Here is a 16,323-nt window from a genome sequence, read left to right as displayed (position 1 = left end):
ATTCCTTGAATGTAGTACGGTTTTCATAGTTGATAAACGATCCGTGTAGCCATGGGCAAAGAAAGGCTGCCTGTTATCCTATTAAATGTATTTTAGACAATTAATAATCGGCGGGTATATATTTTATGCCAAATGAATGTCTCTTTTTAAAATTAATTGTAAAGATGACAATTATATATCTGCGGGAGATTTTCCATAAAATTTCTTGAAAGAAGTACTAAAATAGCTGACACTGGAAAAACCGCATAATTCGCTAATCTCCATTACACTATGTTTTCTGGACTGGAGTAGCCCGAGTGCGTGGTTAAGTCGGATAGATTTGATGAAATCTACCGGCGACTGTCCGGTAAGGCTTTTTAATTTTTTATAGAGCAGGGAGGAGCTAACGAACATGGCAGCGGCAAACTCTTCTTTTCCAAACGCCGCGTTGGCGAGGTTGTTGCGGACTACCATTACCGCCTGTTTCACGAATTTGTCGTTATGCTCATTTTGCAGGATGGGAATATTATTTTCAGGTTGAATCAGGCGAAGGGCTTTTTCCCTGATGACTGTTCTGTTACGTACGATGGTTTTAATTTTCTGGACCAGCAGCGGTATATCGAAAGGTTTGGTCAGGTAATCATCAGCGCCCAGTCCGAGGCCATAAAGCTGGTCGGTTTGGGAATTGAGTGCCGACAACAAGATCAATGGGATGTGTGAGGTTTCGAATGTAGCCTTTATGAGCCGGCAGAGATCATGGCCGTTCATTTCAGGCATTACTATATCGGAAATTACAAGGTCCGGCAGTTCTTTCCGGATGAGTGGCCATGCCTCCTGTCCGTTATTTGCAGTGAATACCTGGAATTCTGTTTGTAAGGCAGTGAGGAGGAAGGCCCGTAATTTTTCATTATCTTCTGCGATGAATACACGTAGTTTGCTTAAAGGTTCCGGTGCATCCACGTCTGACCATAATGGGGCAGGGACGATTTCATGGCTTAATTCCTGCCGTGGAGGTGTCAGATCCTCTACGGAAGCGATCTCAGTATAAGGGATTTCAATTTTGAATAACGCCCCGGCATTTTCCTGGCTGGCAAAAGAGATCTCTCCGTGGTGCAATTTTACATAACTTTTGGTAAGCAGCAACCCGATACCGGAACCTGTAATCCTGGCGTTTACTGCATTTTCGCTGCGATAGAATTCCCGAAAAATACTACGCTGTGCTTTTCTGCCAATCCCTATTCCCTTGTTTGTTACTTCCAGTGTCCAGCTTTGTTTGGTACCGGAAAACACGAGCAGTACAGTACTATTCCTGTACGCATACTTTATGGCATTGGATATCAGGTTATCGACTACTTTTTCCATCATCAGCACATCTACTGCTGAAGTATAATGTCTGATATCCGTATTAAACCGGATAACAATTTCTTCTTGTGCGGCCCAGGCGTCAAACAGCGCTTTTCTGGCTGCAATTAGCTGTACAATATCCACGCTGCTGAAATTGACTATTTCTTTGCCGGCATCTACTTTTTGAAAGTCGAGCAAACGTGAAGCGGTCGTTGTCAGTTCTTTTATCTGCTCCGTAGCCAGTTGCAGGTGTTGGTGGCCTTTCTCTGAAAAAATCTCTTTTTTAAGTTCCTCTATTGGCGCCTTCACCAGTGTGAGCGCGTTTCTCATCTCATGTGCCGTGTTGGTAAAAAAGCGGATTTTATCTGCGGTATGTTTGCGTTGCAGTTTATCAATATATAATCGCAGGGCAAAATACATCACCGTAACCAGCAGCAGCAGAACGGCAGCATAAAACCACCTGCGTTTCCAGAATGGCGGGATTATCCGGATGTCTATTACTTTTTCTGCTACAATTACATCATTGGCCAGGAGATGTATTTTTAATTTGTATTCTCCAGGGGAAATATTACTATAATTTATTTTCCTTCCTTCTCCCGACTTATTCCAATCTTTGTCCCAACCTTCCAGCATCCATTCAATTGCAGAGCGGGACACACCTTCGTCCAGTATCACCAGTTCAAATGAGAAGTCGTGCTGTAAATAATTAAGTTGTAGTGTGGCTAATTTTGAGAGGTCGATACCCATTAATGGCGAAAGACTATCATGTACGGACCTGCCGGCAATTGTAAGATCCTGCAGAAATATCCTGCCATTGCTGGTATTGGGTTGTGTTATATCTGGCGGGAACAACACTGCACCGTTATTGGTGCCAACAATGATGCGACCATCTTTCAGAATGGAAGACGCATTCCTGTTGCAGGCCAGTCGGTATATCGGTGAAATATGAGCAAATGTCTGTACCTGCTGCCGCTGCGGGTCCAATTTTGCGATGCCCCCTTCTGTACCTATCCAGATAAACGAATCAGCTACCATGATACTGTTGGCATAGTCTGACGGCAATCCATTATTCATGTTGAAATGCCGCATCGATTTATCGCCCATATCATAGGACAGTACGCCGTTTCCGGCAGTGGCCAGCCATACTTTGTTTTTGTAGTAAACAATATCGCTTACCAGGAACCCATCAACAATAATCTGTTTATCTCCATTCTGTTTGTCCATGATACCCAATCCATAGGTACATCCCATGAGCAGCTGATGATTGCTTAGCTCCGCGAAAGCAGAAACAGGCTGATAGTCATATTTTTTAAAGCTATTTTCAGCAGCAACATATCTTACCATATTACCCAGGCCACCACCATACCATATATCCTTGTTACTATCTACATAAATATCAAATACATAATTATTAAAAGGCCGGTTACTGCCTTTTTCATTTGCGTAGTGCGCCAGCTCCCTGCCGGTCGCCGGATCAAGTACATATACACCTGCCCCGTATGTGCCCGCCCATATCTTACCGGTACTGTCTTCTGCCAGTACCAGGAAAGCGCTGACCGCTTCTTTTCTATCTGCGTAGAAGGTCTGCCATTTATCGGTCTTTTCGTTCCACCGGGAAATACCATTGTTAGTAGCAAACCAAAGATTACCCAAATGATCCTGTAAAACGCTGTTAACATGATTATTTACCAGGGAGTTTTTGCTGTTTATCTGATGCACTATATGTACCGCGCCTGGTGGATGCTGTTCGAAATAAGACAATCCTCCGGTGAGTGTGCTGATCCAGATCCTGCTGCTATCACAAAATATGTCATAAACCCCATTCCCTTTCAGTGATTCAGGATCGTTCATATCCTCCTTGTAATGATGCAATATCTTTTCCCCCGACCTTGAAAGCTCCCAGATACCTTGTCCGTCCATTCCCAGTAGCATTGTAGCGTCCGTGTTAAATGCAATTGCCAGAATCGGCTGCCGGGGCAAGTCAATATTCACCTTTTTAGCGGCACTCTTTACAGAAAAATCGTAATACATCAGTCCATCTGAAAATGTACCGATCCAAAGCTTGTTGGAAATTTTATCATACGCCAGCGCCGAAACGTTTTTGGGTATATTACCACAAACGTATTTCAGCTCACAGGTACGCTTGTCTATAGTATATAGTGCGTTTCCGCGGACTACAGCGAGCAAACCTTTATCCGATATAGCCACTCGCGACATCTCGTCGGCTTCCCTGCCTATTGCCCGGAGCTTACCATCATAAAATCTGTGTAATCCCATGGACGAAGCCACCCAGATAGCCCCGCTCTCGTCTATTACCGCATTATTGACGCTAAGGTGCCCGGTTTTCAGTGGCCCCCTAAGATCAATCAGCAGCTCAAATTTGTCCAGTCTTTTATTGAACCTGAAAAGTTGACCGTTATTGGAATAGGCTACCAGCATGCCGGCACCATACATTAGTTTCAAAGAAATAACATCCGCCGAAACATAGGGTAAACGGTAAATCCTGCAGTCTGGTTCTGCCACCCGCAATACCCCCATCCGGGATGAAGCCCAGATGAAACCATCCACATCCTTGCATACCGATGCCATTTCTCTGATGGCAAGGGCATAGGTATTATTGAGACTGACAAAATTAACCTGCGAAGCAAAAGTAGCTGCTACATAAAGCATTGCTGCAACAAGCAGACCTCCCCTTTTCATTTAGTAAGTTTTAAAAACGTGGACTTTTAATAGGTAATACTATTAAAGTATACCCGCCATCAATAAGTGCGTTATAAATTAAACGAACTTCTTCCCAAAAAACAAATATTAAATGTTAATGTGACAATTAATGGTGGTTGCCAAACAGATGATTTGCTTATTTCTCTCATCGGAATATTTAATATTAATATTTATAATATTGAATATGAATTATTTGTGTTTTGCCAGAACTTTGTTCCCACTTTCGCCATTACCTGCATTGAGTTTAAAAGGAAGCTCTTCTTTGACGTCCTTGGTGATAACAAATTTTTCCATATTGAATGGTTTAATGTCAGCTCTGGAGATAAGTAAATAATTTAAAATATGACGCGAACATATTGCAGTGTATTTTAATAGGGGGAGGTGCCTGTTCCAGGATCGTCCCAGTCGTGTATACGATACTGTTAGATACCAGAAATATAATTAAGGGCGTACTGCTTACCGGTTAAATCGGCTACGGAAAAACCTCGCATATCAGCCTTATGCGGTCATTGTGTCCAAAAGCCTACAGACCAACCGTTTGGTGTAATGGTATTTTGTATTACAGCCCCCATCTTTTAGTAGAAAAGTGACTTTTTGCAATTTTTAAATTGAAAAGTATCAATTAAACGGAGTGGATCTTCCGGTAACTTTGCCCTATAAAATAAAGTTCCGGTTACAAGTCAGTAAATACCTGGAGACTACTATGAATATGGGAAAGACGAGCGTAGCATCATTATTACTTCAATGGAATAGATTGTTTAGAATAGTGTTTTTGCAGGTTATCGACGAAGAATACGTTTCAAAAATTGATACTTATTTAGACACTCAGGAAATGTTCCCTACTGCATTGACTCACACATTTTGTTTCGCTGATTCAGTTAACCTTTTCCCAACAGCCAATAATATATTCTTTCTAAAATAGTCAGCAATAAACATGGAAAATATTACCTCTAATGCAACGTGGTATGTGAATGATGCGGCATTTGATTGGTTGTATCCAGAACGGATACAGCAATTATCCAAGCGACACTGGACTCCTATGGAGGTGGCAAGAAAATCAGCTAAATTCCTGGCCTCGGGATCAGGTAAGAGAATTCTTGATATTGGTAGTGGAGTTGGCAAGTTTTGTCTGATTGGAGGCCATCAATTTCCTGAAGCTACATTTTATGGTGTGGAACAACGAAAAGAGCTGTATCATTTTGCGCAGGCTGCGAAAGAATTAACAGCCGCAGGGAATGTTGAATTCATAAATGGCAATTTTACGCAGATAGATTTTGAAGCCTTTGATCACTTTTATTTTTATAATTCTTTTTTTGAGAACCTTGTTGATGATGGACAAATTGACCAGGAGATGGAATATTCTACGGGCTTATATAATTATTATTCCCGTTATATGTTCAAGGGATTAGACAATAAACCTAGTGGCACCAGATTGGTGACGTTCCATAGTCTGGAAGACGAAATACCACCTGATTACCAGATGGTTGATGCAACGGTAGATTTTCTCTTAAAAATGTGGATAAAGAGATAACTGGAAAATGATTAAGATTTGATATTAAAATCGAAGATGATGAAGGTAGATAAATATGTATTGTTAGTGATTGATGAATTGAAAGCGGCACAGGATAATAACCAGGTTGAAAGAATTATCTCCGTTGCAATAGCAGGTATTGAGCAAACGGAGTATGCGAATATGATTAAGCCATTTGTCTTGGAATTACAGGCTTGGCTTGAAAATCTATCACCTATCAATTGGAATAGTACTCAATGGGGATGTTTACGTTACGCTAATATGTACCTACGAAAATATTCGACGATGGAATTAGTTTAAGATTAATTTTTTGCGTACTTATTATTTTGATGTTCAATTTTCAATTAAATTAATAAATGCTGCGTCATATAGGAAGAAAGAGAAATTACCGCCATAACTTACGACTGGCGGTACTTTTATGTTTTACCGCTGGAATGGTAAATGCAGCCGGTTTTTTTTCCTTTGCAGTGTTGACCACTAATGTCACTGGACATGCAGCATTACTAGCGCAGAAGTTGGCTACCGGAGATCTGAGATCCGCGCGAATGATTGGGTTATGGCTAATACTTTTTCTTGCAGGGGCTTTTTTTTCAAGTTTTTGTACCGGTAAAACACAACAGAACAAAAGATTTGGCTATGTTATACCTATTGTGAGTGAGATCGCAATTCTTATACTGGTAGGCAGCTTTGGACACACATTTGATCGGTCGATTATCAAAACGGAATACTTTGCTGGTAGCCTGTTATTCGCAATGGGAATGCAAAATGCTTTGGTTTCAACAATTTCAGGATATGTGGTTAGAACTACACACCTTACCGGTATGTTTACAGATCTTGGTATTGATCTGTATACATTAGTATCTGCTCCCGGGAAAAACGTTGCGGCTGTCAGGAAAAAAATAGTACTACGACTCGTTATCATATTTTTCTTTCTGACAGGCGGAATTGCAGGAGGATATCTGTTTTTGAAATTTAAGTACTTCACCTTTTATTTACCGGCAGCTGTATTGGTTATTGCCATGTTTTATGAGGCTTTTCGCGTGAGGTTTTCCAAAATGGTACATCGCATTATGATTCATGATAAAAAAATATTGGGGGAAAACGGATAGCAATACTAATTAATTTGCGCACCACATCTATTTATAATTAGCTATTTTAATCAACTTGTTGACGTCTTTTATCATAATTTTCCTGCCTTTTGTTTCCAGGATGTCATCTTCTTTAAATTCAGTCAAGACCCTTACGATATTTTCCCTGGCGGTTCCAACAAGGCTGGCTAGATCTTCCCGGCTTATATTTATTTCTATGGACATACCATCGACATAATTTTCTTTATATTTTTCCCGTATAATGATCAATTGCAGCGCTAGTCGTTCCCTTACAGTTTTCTGTGCGAACATTGTTAGGCTGTTAGCCAGCACCGCAAATTCATGGCTTAAAGTTTTTAGTAGCCTGTTATTAAGCAAAGGAGAATAATCGAGCGCATTCAAAAAATCCTCTTTAGGAATGAAGGCGATGGAACTTTCTTCTATCACGGCAGCAGAGTCAGGATACCGATCTTCTGATAAAATGGCATGATACCCGATCAGTTGCCCTGTATTGGCCAAATAGATGATCTGCTCTTTACCTTCATTATCAACCTTATATTTTTTGATTTTTCCTTTGGTTATATAAAATATACCGGATGGATAAGATCCTTCTCTAAAAAGGATCTCGTTCTTTTTATATATCTGCTCACTCTTATGGGCAGTCAACAGCTCATAAACATCATGCGGCAAGTCTGCAAGGATGGATTCACTTTTGAAATCCCATTTATCTATTGGAAATATACCCTTGATACTCATAGCACACAAAATTAACATTTTTAAAATTGATAAAAATCACTTTTTAGGATGATAAAGTTTACCGCAGCGAGATTGAATGATAAATACCTTTACAGCATGGATCTGGCAGTTACATTCAATGAATTTTACTGGTTCAATTGTAAACTACAAACATTAGCATAATACATGTCATTAACATCAGCATCAACTCCGTTACGTGGACATTTGGATAAATGGTTTGATTCAGATGATAATTTCCATCATCTCTATCCCCTTTACATACAGGCGCTGGCTCAAAAGCACTGGACCCCGCTAAAGGTGGTTCGGAAAGCATCCGGATTTCTGGCTGCAACTCCGGGTGTCAAAGTATTGGATATTGGTAGTGGGGCAGGTAAATTTTGTATGGGAGGGGCATATTACCACCCCGAAGCGTTCTTTTACGGTATTGAACAACGGTATGACCTGGTGCGCTATGCAACCATTGCTCAGGAAATGGCAGGGCTTAATAATGTTACTTACATGCTTGGTAACTTAATGGAACTGGATTTCACACAATATGACCATTTTTACTTTTTCAACTCCTTTTATGAAAACCTCCCTGGCGCTTATAAAATAGACAATAAACTTACGTATTCAAGGGCTTTGTATAATCAATATAACAGGTATTTATATCATCAACTGGAAAGAATGCCGGCTGGTACGCGGCTTGCGACTTATCACTGCGCAGAGGAGGAGGCACCGAACGGGTATCAAATTGTGAGTACAGATATAGATCGTTTGCTAAAATTCTGGGTAAAATTATAAAAATAGCCAAGACATTGATCACCAGCCTATTGATGCGTTTACCTGATCACTGAAATGTAAAATACGAGGAATATATCGCAAACCCTATAACTGTTGCACTTATAATTTAACACCTAAATGATCAATCAATCCAATCACCAATTAAAACTGAAAATTTAGTAAAATCATGTATTATCCAACACATTTGCTGTATTCAAAAGATCATGAGTGGATTCACCTTGATGGTGAGTTTGCATATATCGGCATTTCTGATTTTGCGCAGAAAGAACTGGGGGATATTGTTTTCCTGGACATTCCTTCAAATAATAAAACGCTTGAATCTGAAGCTATTTTTGGAACGGTTGAAGCAGTTAAAACTGTTTCGGATCTTTTTATGCCCCTGGCAGGTAAGGTGATTGAAGTCAATGCCCTTCTTGAAAAAGGCCCTGAACTGGTAAATAAAGATCCTTATGGTAGTTGGATTATTAAAATACAGGTGAGGCTACCTATAGATACAACACACCTGCTCTCTGCCGAACAGTATGCAAATCTCGTGCAATAGGACGATTGGGATTACTGAAACTATAATAAAAAGGAGATAGATTCTAACTATACTTTAATATACAAAATGAAAGATACAGCATTGACAGATGTTCATCGTCAATTGGGGGCCAAGATAGTGGCATTTGCCGGTTATAACATGCCAATTCAATATGAGGGAATAAATATCGAACATGAAACCGTGAGAAAAGGTGTAGGTGTATTTGATGTATCCCATATGGGAGAGATTATAATCAAGGGCCCAGAGGCTTTATCCCTGGTCCAGCAAGTAGCTACTAATGACGCCTCTAAGCTGGAAGATGGGAAGATACAATATTCCTGTCTCACCAATGATATGGGTGGAATAGTGGATGACCTGCTGGTATATAGATTGGATGCAACTACTTATATGCTAGTTGTAAATGCATCAAATATAGAAAAAGACCTCAGCTGGATTAAGCTGAAGAACACTTTCAATGCGGAGATAAACAATATTTCAGAGAATATTTCTTTATTGGCGGTACAAGGCCCTATGGCGTTGGATACTTTACAAAAATTAACTACGGTTAATTTGTCTGAAATACCCTACTATGGGTTCAGAATAGGAACATTAGGAGGTATATCTAATGTAATTATTTCAAATACCGGCTATACCGGTGCCGGTGGTTTTGAGTTGTATTTCCCTAATAAGAATGCTGCAAGGCTCTGGCATCATATTTTTGATGCAGGAAGACAATTTGGTATAAAGCCGATAGGTCTTGGTGCAAGGGATACCTTACGTTTGGAGATGGGATATTGCTTATACGGCAATGATATTGACGATTCAACTTCGCCGTTGGAAGCGGGATTGGGCTGGATCACAAAATTTACCAAACCATTTACGGCCGATGATCTACTTGAAAAGCAAAAGGCAGGTGGTCTGTCCCGTAAATTGATTGGATTTGAAATGATGGAGAAAAGCATTCCGCGGCATGAGTATAAAATTTATAGCATAAACAGGGTACATATTGGAGTAGTGACTTCAGGTACACAATCGCCTTCGCTAAAGAAAGGTATAGGTCTGGGATATATTGATAGTGACTTTGCTGCAGAAGGCAGCACTATTTTCGTAAAGATAAGAGATAAGATGTGCGCGGCAAAAATCTGTCGCCCTCCATTTATAAAAACGCAGATAAGATAATATTCCTGTGTTTTGTCGGAGTGTGTTGCTGGAATAGTGAATATTGATTAGTATAAATTTTCTGCGGTTAAATATGGTAGAATTCTGCCAGGGCCGGGGATGGCAGGAAGGTGTTAAGATGTCCTTAGTGTAACTGTATCCCCCATTTTTCAGTCAGCATGAATTGACTCTTCAATGCTGACCTGTCATTCTTACCGGCCTTATCGCTAGTGATATCAAAGTAAAGAGAAGGTAAATTGGGATATTGATTGCTATTTATTTGAGCAATAGCGCAAAAATTCAATCGCTGTTAATACCTACACTTACTATGAGTGCCGGAAAATTTAAAGTAACGGTTGGTTCTTGATATAGCAATAGTTAAGTGCCCGATTTTAGGCGCCTGTCTGATATTATTTTTTTGCTTCTTTCAATTGATTTGACGAAAGTATCTGCCACATTTGCTTTTCCAATACTGAACAGTAACCGGGCTTTTCTCAATTCTTCATATACTTCTTTAGTCGGTATTTCTGATAGTATAAGTTTTGTGCCGCGGTGCTGCAGGTCTTTATTTACGTCTTTGAGCGTCTGAATGCCGGTGGCATCAATAATAGGTACCTGCCTCATTCTGATGATCAGCACCTGTGGGCTGCTTTCAATAAATTTGCTGGCATCTTTAAACTTATATGCGGCACCGAAGAAAAGGGGACCGGTTATCTCAAATACTTCTACCCCGGGAGGGATAGTAAAATTGGATATGGATAAAAGATCTTCGTTAGTTTTGTTGCCATCGAATTGTTTGGTTATGATATTAACATTGCTGAACTGAGCCATTTTTCTCATAAACAGAAATACAGACAATATCATTCCAATTTCTATCGCCACCGTAAGATCAATAATTACCGTGAGTAGAAAGGTCGCAATTAACACCGCTGCATCACTCTTAGGGCCTTTGATTATAGCAATAAAATTTTCCCATTCGCTCATGTTATAGGCAACTACTACGAGAATACCAGCTAATGTAGCCATTGGTATAAGGGCCGCCCATTTTCCAATAAAAAGCATTATCAGCAGTAGTGTTAACGCATGAACAATACCTGCAACAGGGGTGCGTCCACCATTTTTAATATTAGTCGCCGTCCTTGCAATTGCCCCGGTGGCAGGGATTCCGCCAAATATTGATGAAAATATGTTGGCTGCTCCCTGAGCGACCAACTCCATGTTGCTTTTATGTTTCCCCCCAATCATACCATCAGCCACAACTGCAGAAAGTAATGATTCAATACCGCCGAGTAATGCTATGGTAAAAGCCGGTTGTATTAGTAGTTTAATAGTATCAAAATCAAGGTGGGGTAAAGAGGGTGAAGGCAGTGAGGTAGGGATGCTCCCAAACCTGCTGCCAATTGTATCCACAGGTAAATGAAACAATTGCGTTGCCAGGGTTGAAAGAATAATTGCGATTAATGATCCCGGAATTCTGTGTGTAACTTTAGGCCATAAAAAAACCAGCAGGGTGGTAAAAATGGCAATAGCAAAGGAATAATAATTGACAGACGAAATATGTTGACCGTATATCATCCATTTTTTTGTAAAATCAGATGGAATCGTTGTTATATTGAGGCCTAAGAAATCTCTTATTTGAGAGGAAAATATTACCAGTGCAATGCCACTGGTGAATCCTACTATTAGTGGATATGGAATGAATTTTATCACAGATCCTAAACGTGCGATCCCCATAATAATGAGGATTACCCCGGCCATAAAAGTGGCTATTATCAGGCCAGTAACCCCATGTTGTTGTACAATACCATACACTATTACAATGAAAGCGCCAGTAGGCCCACCTATTTGGACGCTACTGCCGCCCGCTGCAGAGATGATAAAACCTGCTATGATAGCAGTGTAAAGGCCCCTTTCCGGCGATACTCCGGAAGCAATTGCAAAAGCAATAGCCAGCGGTAACGCAACAATACCGACAATTAACCCAGCAAGTAAATCTTTTACAAATTGTATGCGGGTATATCCTTTTAATGTTTCGAGTAGTTTAGGTGTGAACATAAAAATTACTTAAAACATGGGCAGCCTATGACGGCTTAGTTAAAGTAGGAAGTGCTTATGATAATTTCTCTTTTTTCTTCCGATCTTCGGCGTCAGGATCATGGCCTACATAAAAGGTGAGGTATAATGTCCGGGACAATCGCATTAAGAAGGGCATCGAAAGTGTAAGTATGATCCCATTAACTATCAGCCAATGGAATATACTGTTATCTCTCCAGGTTATGCCAAAGAACAGCCAATACCATACTAAGTTAAATACTGAGAACATCACTGCCAGCACATAGCTAACATATCCGGTTCCATACCAGAATCCTATCTCCAATTCCGTCCGTTGGCCACACACAGGGCAGTTGTCGTGCATATCCAGCACTTTCTTTAGCTCGTAAGGGTTATCATTTTTAAATAATTTCCCTTTTCTGCATCGGGGGCATTTATTTTCTAAAATGCTGGTAATAAAATTTGATTTCTTCATCACAATATTTTCTTCTGGTCTTCAGGTGCGTACTTAACAGATGAATTATTAATGCAGATAAGAGCAAAACGATAACAACCCCATTGTTCGCTACTGCAATTAAAAGAAGGAATTTCGGCTAATGCTGTCTGCAATTTGTCAAGACATCGTTGTATTATAAATCCATTCTTCTTCTTCTCTGTCATGTTGATGATGGATACCTGAATTACCTTCTCTACTTCCGCGTTATCTTTTGCGGCCTGAATTTGTTCAATTATTGTGGCTACATATTCATCCATTGTCATAGCTCCGTGCATTTTATTTTATGTGCAATAACCGATTGTCATTTTTTTATCCACATTTTCAGTAAGGAGTCTTCTGAAGCGTCTACCAGCTGGTAACCTGGTGGGATTTCATCTTCCAGGCTACGGAAAGTCGTTAACCTGGTTCCTTCAGGCTTATTATCGAGTTCCTTATATAGGTACCGGGAGTAATATTGATATAGACTGATTGAATAATCAATCTGATGATCTATTCTATCTTTAGCATCCAGATTTTCAAAAAAGGCATTGTAGAAATAAAAGTGATCATATTCAGTAAGGTCAACTTGTGTGAAGTTGCCATTTATAAATTCTGAATTAACGGTCTTAGTGTATTCTTTTGCTGCCAATGCATAATGATGTAACTCGCTCCTTTGCTCAACACCGTGAAAAAATGATTCGGGAAAGTAATGAGCGCCGATGAGCGCGAATTTTCCAACACCACTTCCAATATCCAGGATCTTTTTGCCTTTTTCTGAGGCCAGGAAGGCAGCAGCCTTTTTGGCGACTCCCATTGGAGTCCAGTGCCGCTTCGACATTTGCTGAATCCTTTCTGGAAACAGCCAGTCAAATGATGCATCAGTCAGATACCAGTTAGGTTTCATCAAGGAGTTTCCCATTAGTATTAAAAATCAATTAGCAACTTTGGATCGTATTAATTTCTGGTAGTTTTCAAGTGAAAGAAGAGGGGCCTGGTGGTGGAATTTCATCGGGGTCACAAAAAATACCCAACCATTGTCCTGTGGACTTTCCAATATAAGGTTCAGGTTCCCCGATAGTTTTTGATTCTGACCAAGATATTTGCAACCAAGAGGAGCGTGTATAGGTATAATCTCGTCAGCTGTGTGGATTTCAGCAATAAGGGTTCCTTTATCAATAATGCCTTTCGGATTATGCCATATTACATTAACTATATTTTTAATCCCTTTTAGTCTGTGTGCAGAAACACCTACAAACCCAACACTACCATTAAGAGCAATCCACTCATGGTTATTGGTGAAATTGATCCTGGGGCGAGAAATAGTTGATATTTTCATATTGCAAAGGTATCTTTGGCAGCATTTGGTTTCATTGATACTTTTCAATTAAAAAACTGCAAAAAATCACTTTTTAGCCCAATGAGTCGATTGCTATGAGTTTAGATGGTCTGTTTCCAATTTATAAATGGAATTTTAAATCCCAGTCCATCCTAAATAGTCTGCCCGAGGATGAATGTACGGATCTCTTTTCCCATATGCAGGAACAATGCTATGGTAAAGGGGAAGTTATATTCAGGGAGGGAGCTGTGGCCTCTGGCATTTTCTTTATAAAAAAAGGGAAGGTTAAAAAGTACCAGGTTGATCGGAGTGGTAGGGAACAGATTATATATGTTGCCAATGCGGGCGAATTAATCGGATACCATGCTATTTTGGCGGATGAACGTTATCCCGACTCCGCTGCTACATTAGAAGAAAGTGTCATAGCATTCATCCCCAAAGAAGATTTCATGACTATTATGGGAAGATCCAGTGTGTTGCCACGTAGATTACTCAAAGCGCTCAGTCATGAATTTACAGTACTGGCAAATAGCATTTCTGTATTTGCACAACGTTCTGTTAAAGAGAGACTCGCCATTACATTAATTGTGTTACGCGAAAAATTTAAGGAAGAAACAGCACCAGGGGAAGATATTATGATTAATCTTTCCCGTAGTGATCTGGCTAACATGGTAGGTACCGGTAAGGAGAATATTGTTAGATTTTTAACAGAGTTTAAAACTGCCGGCATTTTAACATCCCATAGCAGGAAGATTTGTATCAAAGACATAAAGCAACTTATTAAGGTATCAGGTTGCGGCATGGGCTAAATGTTCCAGAAGTATCATTTTTGATTAGAAATCGTACACAAACACCTCCACAAACCGGCATATGACTTCTTTTGAAATTATCGGCTCTATTTGATCCCATGTTCCGCCAGCAAGTCCGCATCCTATTCTTGGCATGTGAACTGTTGCTTTTATTTCTGCCGCAAATTCTCCTACTTGCTTAAGTCCTACTCTTACAGCTTCATAGCGTATCGGGGCATTACCATTTTCGTCCTTGTTGATTTTATGTTGCCCTATTATATTGGCAACCCATATATCTGTTTCAACTTGCACAAATTGCGCTTGCCCCAGCGCAAAATTATCTTTTGACTTGAACCATTCTCTATAACTCTTTTCAGGTTGGGGCCAACGTTTCGAAACAGCCACGACAAAACCTTTGCCCCAACGACCAATATCGTTGCATATGTGGACGATGATTTTATTCCCATTGATAAAAGGCTTTGTTGCGTCACCTTTTAGGTATATGATGCTGCTGTTGTTGCTCACGATTGTTTCTTTTTACAAATAAATATATTTTTTCTTATTTGCGCGTGTCATTTGTTCTTGATAATAGGGGCCTAAATGCTCACCCAACAGGACGTTATTTCATAATGACAACCCTGAAGGAAAACCGCTACGCTAATTGAATCCTTCACCCAAGAGAATATATCTTCGTCTTCACCTGCTTTTTACCTTTTTCCTGAAGATTAAAAACTCCGCGATCGTACATAATAAATAAATCACTGAAAAAACTAAAAGTGTTTTTAGCGGACTTTCATTGTATTGATAAATATCCATCGAAACATTAACCGCTAAGAAAACAATGCAAACGAACGGTATTCCTGAAAATGTCAGAAAGGACAAGAGGGAGTTGTTTTTAATTTTTTCTATCAGATTCAGAAAAAACGTTAAGGAGCTAAAAGTCATTACTACAAGATATATAATTGAAAAACCCAGGTTTAACAGAATATCGATAATGTTGAAAAATTTTCCCAGTAAGGTTGTCTCGATTGGCTGTGTTTCGCGGATAACAACCCTGTAAGAAAAATATAGCACCGCACTTATCAGAAGGTTAGCCAGCCAAAATCTTAATATAGTTTTACTCATTTGTTGTCAGTAGCAGTTTTTATTCATTTGATGAAAGTTTGATAATTTCTATTCTTCGCTGTGCAACCATCACCAGAGAGTAGATGTTTTTTCAATGGTCGTTTGTTTTTTTATAGTATGTTTCAACTAATTGTTTGTAAATACTGTCCCATCCCGGATTATTGTCTGCGTTTATTTTTACATATTGTCCGTTTTGTGTGGAGATGGTTATTTCTGTGTCTATCCCATCGTAGGCCTGGCGGGATGCGCCGTTTTTAGCATTTTTAAATTTTTCCAAATCAATTTTGCTCAATAAACTTTTCCAATCCAGTTCTGTGTTGGGATATGATTTTAGGGTGTTTTGATTTGTATCAATAGCATAAAGCCGGTAATATACACTGTCTTTGGTAATCATAATGGTATATGCCTTCGATGGTATTGCCCTTAGTCCGCCGGAAATGGAAACTGATACTGCTGTAATGCCTGTTTTAGTTTCATTTTCCGTTGCTTGCTGAGATTTGCTGTCGTAGCATGACGACACGAAAATAAGCGAAAGTAAAAGTGATACGCTAAGGATGATTTTGCTATTCATATTTTATTAAGGTCAGTTGCGGGGAACAAAGCTACCAGGCAAATGTAAAAAAAATGTGCCACATGTTGTGGCACATTTCAAGTTTAAGAGAAGCAG

General features: G+C 39.7%; 16 protein-coding genes. 7 read left to right on the top strand and 9 right to left on the bottom strand.

Translation table 11 applies throughout. The annotated features are described in order from the left end of the window. Positions 1 to 171 precede the first annotated feature (171 nt). Positions 172 to 4,023: a response regulator gene (locus AC5ZC7_RS19340; RefSeq protein ID WP_496157254.1), complete on the bottom strand. Its 3,852-nt coding sequence runs from the start codon at positions 4,021 to 4,023 to the stop codon at positions 172 to 174. A 955-nt stretch (positions 4,024 to 4,978) separates the two neighbouring features. On the opposite strand from AC5ZC7_RS19340, the gene AC5ZC7_RS19335 reads away from it, so the two are divergent. The 3 genes from AC5ZC7_RS19335 to AC5ZC7_RS19325 are packed head-to-tail and all read left to right on the top strand — an operon-like array spanning position 4,979 to position 6,684. Next, entirely contained in the window at positions 4,979 to 5,575 is a 597-nt protein-coding gene (locus AC5ZC7_RS19335; protein ID WP_496157255.1) for a methyltransferase domain-containing protein, read from the top strand. A gap of 36 nt (positions 5,576 to 5,611) precedes the next feature. Then, positions 5,612 to 5,875, top strand: a complete 264-nt coding sequence (locus AC5ZC7_RS19330) for a hypothetical protein (RefSeq protein ID WP_496157256.1) — start codon at positions 5,612 to 5,614, stop codon at positions 5,873 to 5,875. Positions 5,876 to 5,931: 56 nt separating this feature from the next. Continuing rightward, on the top strand, positions 5,932 to 6,684 hold the full coding sequence (locus tag AC5ZC7_RS19325; RefSeq protein ID WP_496157257.1) for a DUF1275 family protein: 753 nt from the start codon (positions 5,932 to 5,934) through the stop codon (positions 6,682 to 6,684). Between the two features lie 27 nt (positions 6,685 to 6,711). Here the strand turns inward: AC5ZC7_RS19325 and AC5ZC7_RS19320 are convergent, their stop codons facing one another. Beyond that, on the bottom strand, positions 6,712 to 7,419 hold the full coding sequence (locus tag AC5ZC7_RS19320) for a cyclic nucleotide-binding domain-containing protein (RefSeq protein ID WP_496157258.1): 708 nt from the start codon (positions 7,417 to 7,419) through the stop codon (positions 6,712 to 6,714). 165 nt (positions 7,420 to 7,584) lie between these two features. Here AC5ZC7_RS19320 and AC5ZC7_RS19315 point away from each other — a divergent pair, with 165 nt between their 5' ends. The 3 genes from AC5ZC7_RS19315 to gcvT all read left to right on the top strand — a co-directional run bounded on the left by AC5ZC7_RS19315 (position 7,585) and on the right by gcvT (position 9,901). After that, the gene (locus AC5ZC7_RS19315; protein ID WP_496157259.1) at positions 7,585 to 8,202 is read left to right on the top strand and encodes a methyltransferase domain-containing protein; all 618 of its coding nucleotides are present in this window, start codon (positions 7,585 to 7,587) and stop codon (positions 8,200 to 8,202) included. Between the two features lie 166 nt (positions 8,203 to 8,368). Continuing rightward, a complete protein-coding gene (gene gcvH / locus AC5ZC7_RS19310; RefSeq protein ID WP_496157260.1) occupies positions 8,369 to 8,743 on the top strand; it encodes a glycine cleavage system protein GcvH in 375 nt (124 codons plus the stop codon). 66 nt (positions 8,744 to 8,809) lie between these two features. After that, positions 8,810 to 9,901, top strand: coding sequence for a glycine cleavage system aminomethyltransferase GcvT (gcvT, locus tag AC5ZC7_RS19305; protein ID WP_496157261.1), 1,092 nt, complete (start codon positions 8,810 to 8,812; stop codon positions 9,899 to 9,901). A gap of 357 nt (positions 9,902 to 10,258) precedes the next feature. Here gcvT and AC5ZC7_RS19300 read toward each other — a convergent pair whose 3' ends face one another. The 5 genes from AC5ZC7_RS19300 to AC5ZC7_RS19280 form a co-directional block, all read right to left on the bottom strand. Next, on the bottom strand, positions 10,259 to 11,935 hold the full coding sequence (locus tag AC5ZC7_RS19300; RefSeq protein ID WP_496157262.1) for a sulfate permease: 1,677 nt from the start codon (positions 11,933 to 11,935) through the stop codon (positions 10,259 to 10,261). Between the two features lie 55 nt (positions 11,936 to 11,990). After that, positions 11,991 to 12,296 (bottom strand): DUF983 domain-containing protein, encoded by a 306-nt coding sequence (locus AC5ZC7_RS19295; protein ID WP_511911606.1) that lies wholly within the window; start codon positions 12,294 to 12,296, stop codon positions 11,991 to 11,993. Positions 12,297 to 12,406: 110 nt separating this feature from the next. Next, positions 12,407 to 12,691, bottom strand: a complete 285-nt coding sequence (locus AC5ZC7_RS19290; RefSeq protein ID WP_496157264.1) for a hypothetical protein — start codon at positions 12,689 to 12,691, stop codon at positions 12,407 to 12,409. Between the two features lie 38 nt (positions 12,692 to 12,729). Beyond that, a complete protein-coding gene (locus AC5ZC7_RS19285; protein ID WP_496157265.1) occupies positions 12,730 to 13,311 on the bottom strand; it encodes a methyltransferase in 582 nt (193 codons plus the stop codon). 27 nt (positions 13,312 to 13,338) lie between these two features. After that, positions 13,339 to 13,743, bottom strand: coding sequence for a biotin/lipoyl attachment domain-containing protein (locus tag AC5ZC7_RS19280; RefSeq protein ID WP_496157266.1), 405 nt, complete (start codon positions 13,741 to 13,743; stop codon positions 13,339 to 13,341). A gap of 95 nt (positions 13,744 to 13,838) precedes the next feature. Here AC5ZC7_RS19280 and AC5ZC7_RS19275 point away from each other — a divergent pair, with 95 nt between their 5' ends. Further along, positions 13,839 to 14,552, top strand: a complete 714-nt coding sequence (locus AC5ZC7_RS19275; RefSeq protein ID WP_496157267.1) for a cyclic nucleotide-binding domain-containing protein — start codon at positions 13,839 to 13,841, stop codon at positions 14,550 to 14,552. 24 nt (positions 14,553 to 14,576) lie between these two features. On the opposite strand, the gene AC5ZC7_RS19270 is transcribed toward AC5ZC7_RS19275, so the two are convergent. Both AC5ZC7_RS19270 and AC5ZC7_RS19265 read right to left on the bottom strand, forming a co-directional pair. Next, on the bottom strand, positions 14,577 to 15,056 hold the full coding sequence (locus tag AC5ZC7_RS19270; protein ID WP_496157268.1) for a macro domain-containing protein: 480 nt from the start codon (positions 15,054 to 15,056) through the stop codon (positions 14,577 to 14,579). Between the two features lie 691 nt (positions 15,057 to 15,747). Then, positions 15,748 to 16,227: a hypothetical protein gene (locus AC5ZC7_RS19265; RefSeq protein ID WP_511911256.1), complete on the bottom strand. Its 480-nt coding sequence runs from the start codon at positions 16,225 to 16,227 to the stop codon at positions 15,748 to 15,750. Positions 16,228 to 16,323: the final 96 nt, after the last annotated feature.

This window comes from Chitinophaga sp. 9-1-y (assembly GCF_059511905.2).
The sequence above is the reverse complement of the archived record's forward strand: the minus strand, read 5'-3'. Positions and strand labels throughout refer to the sequence as shown.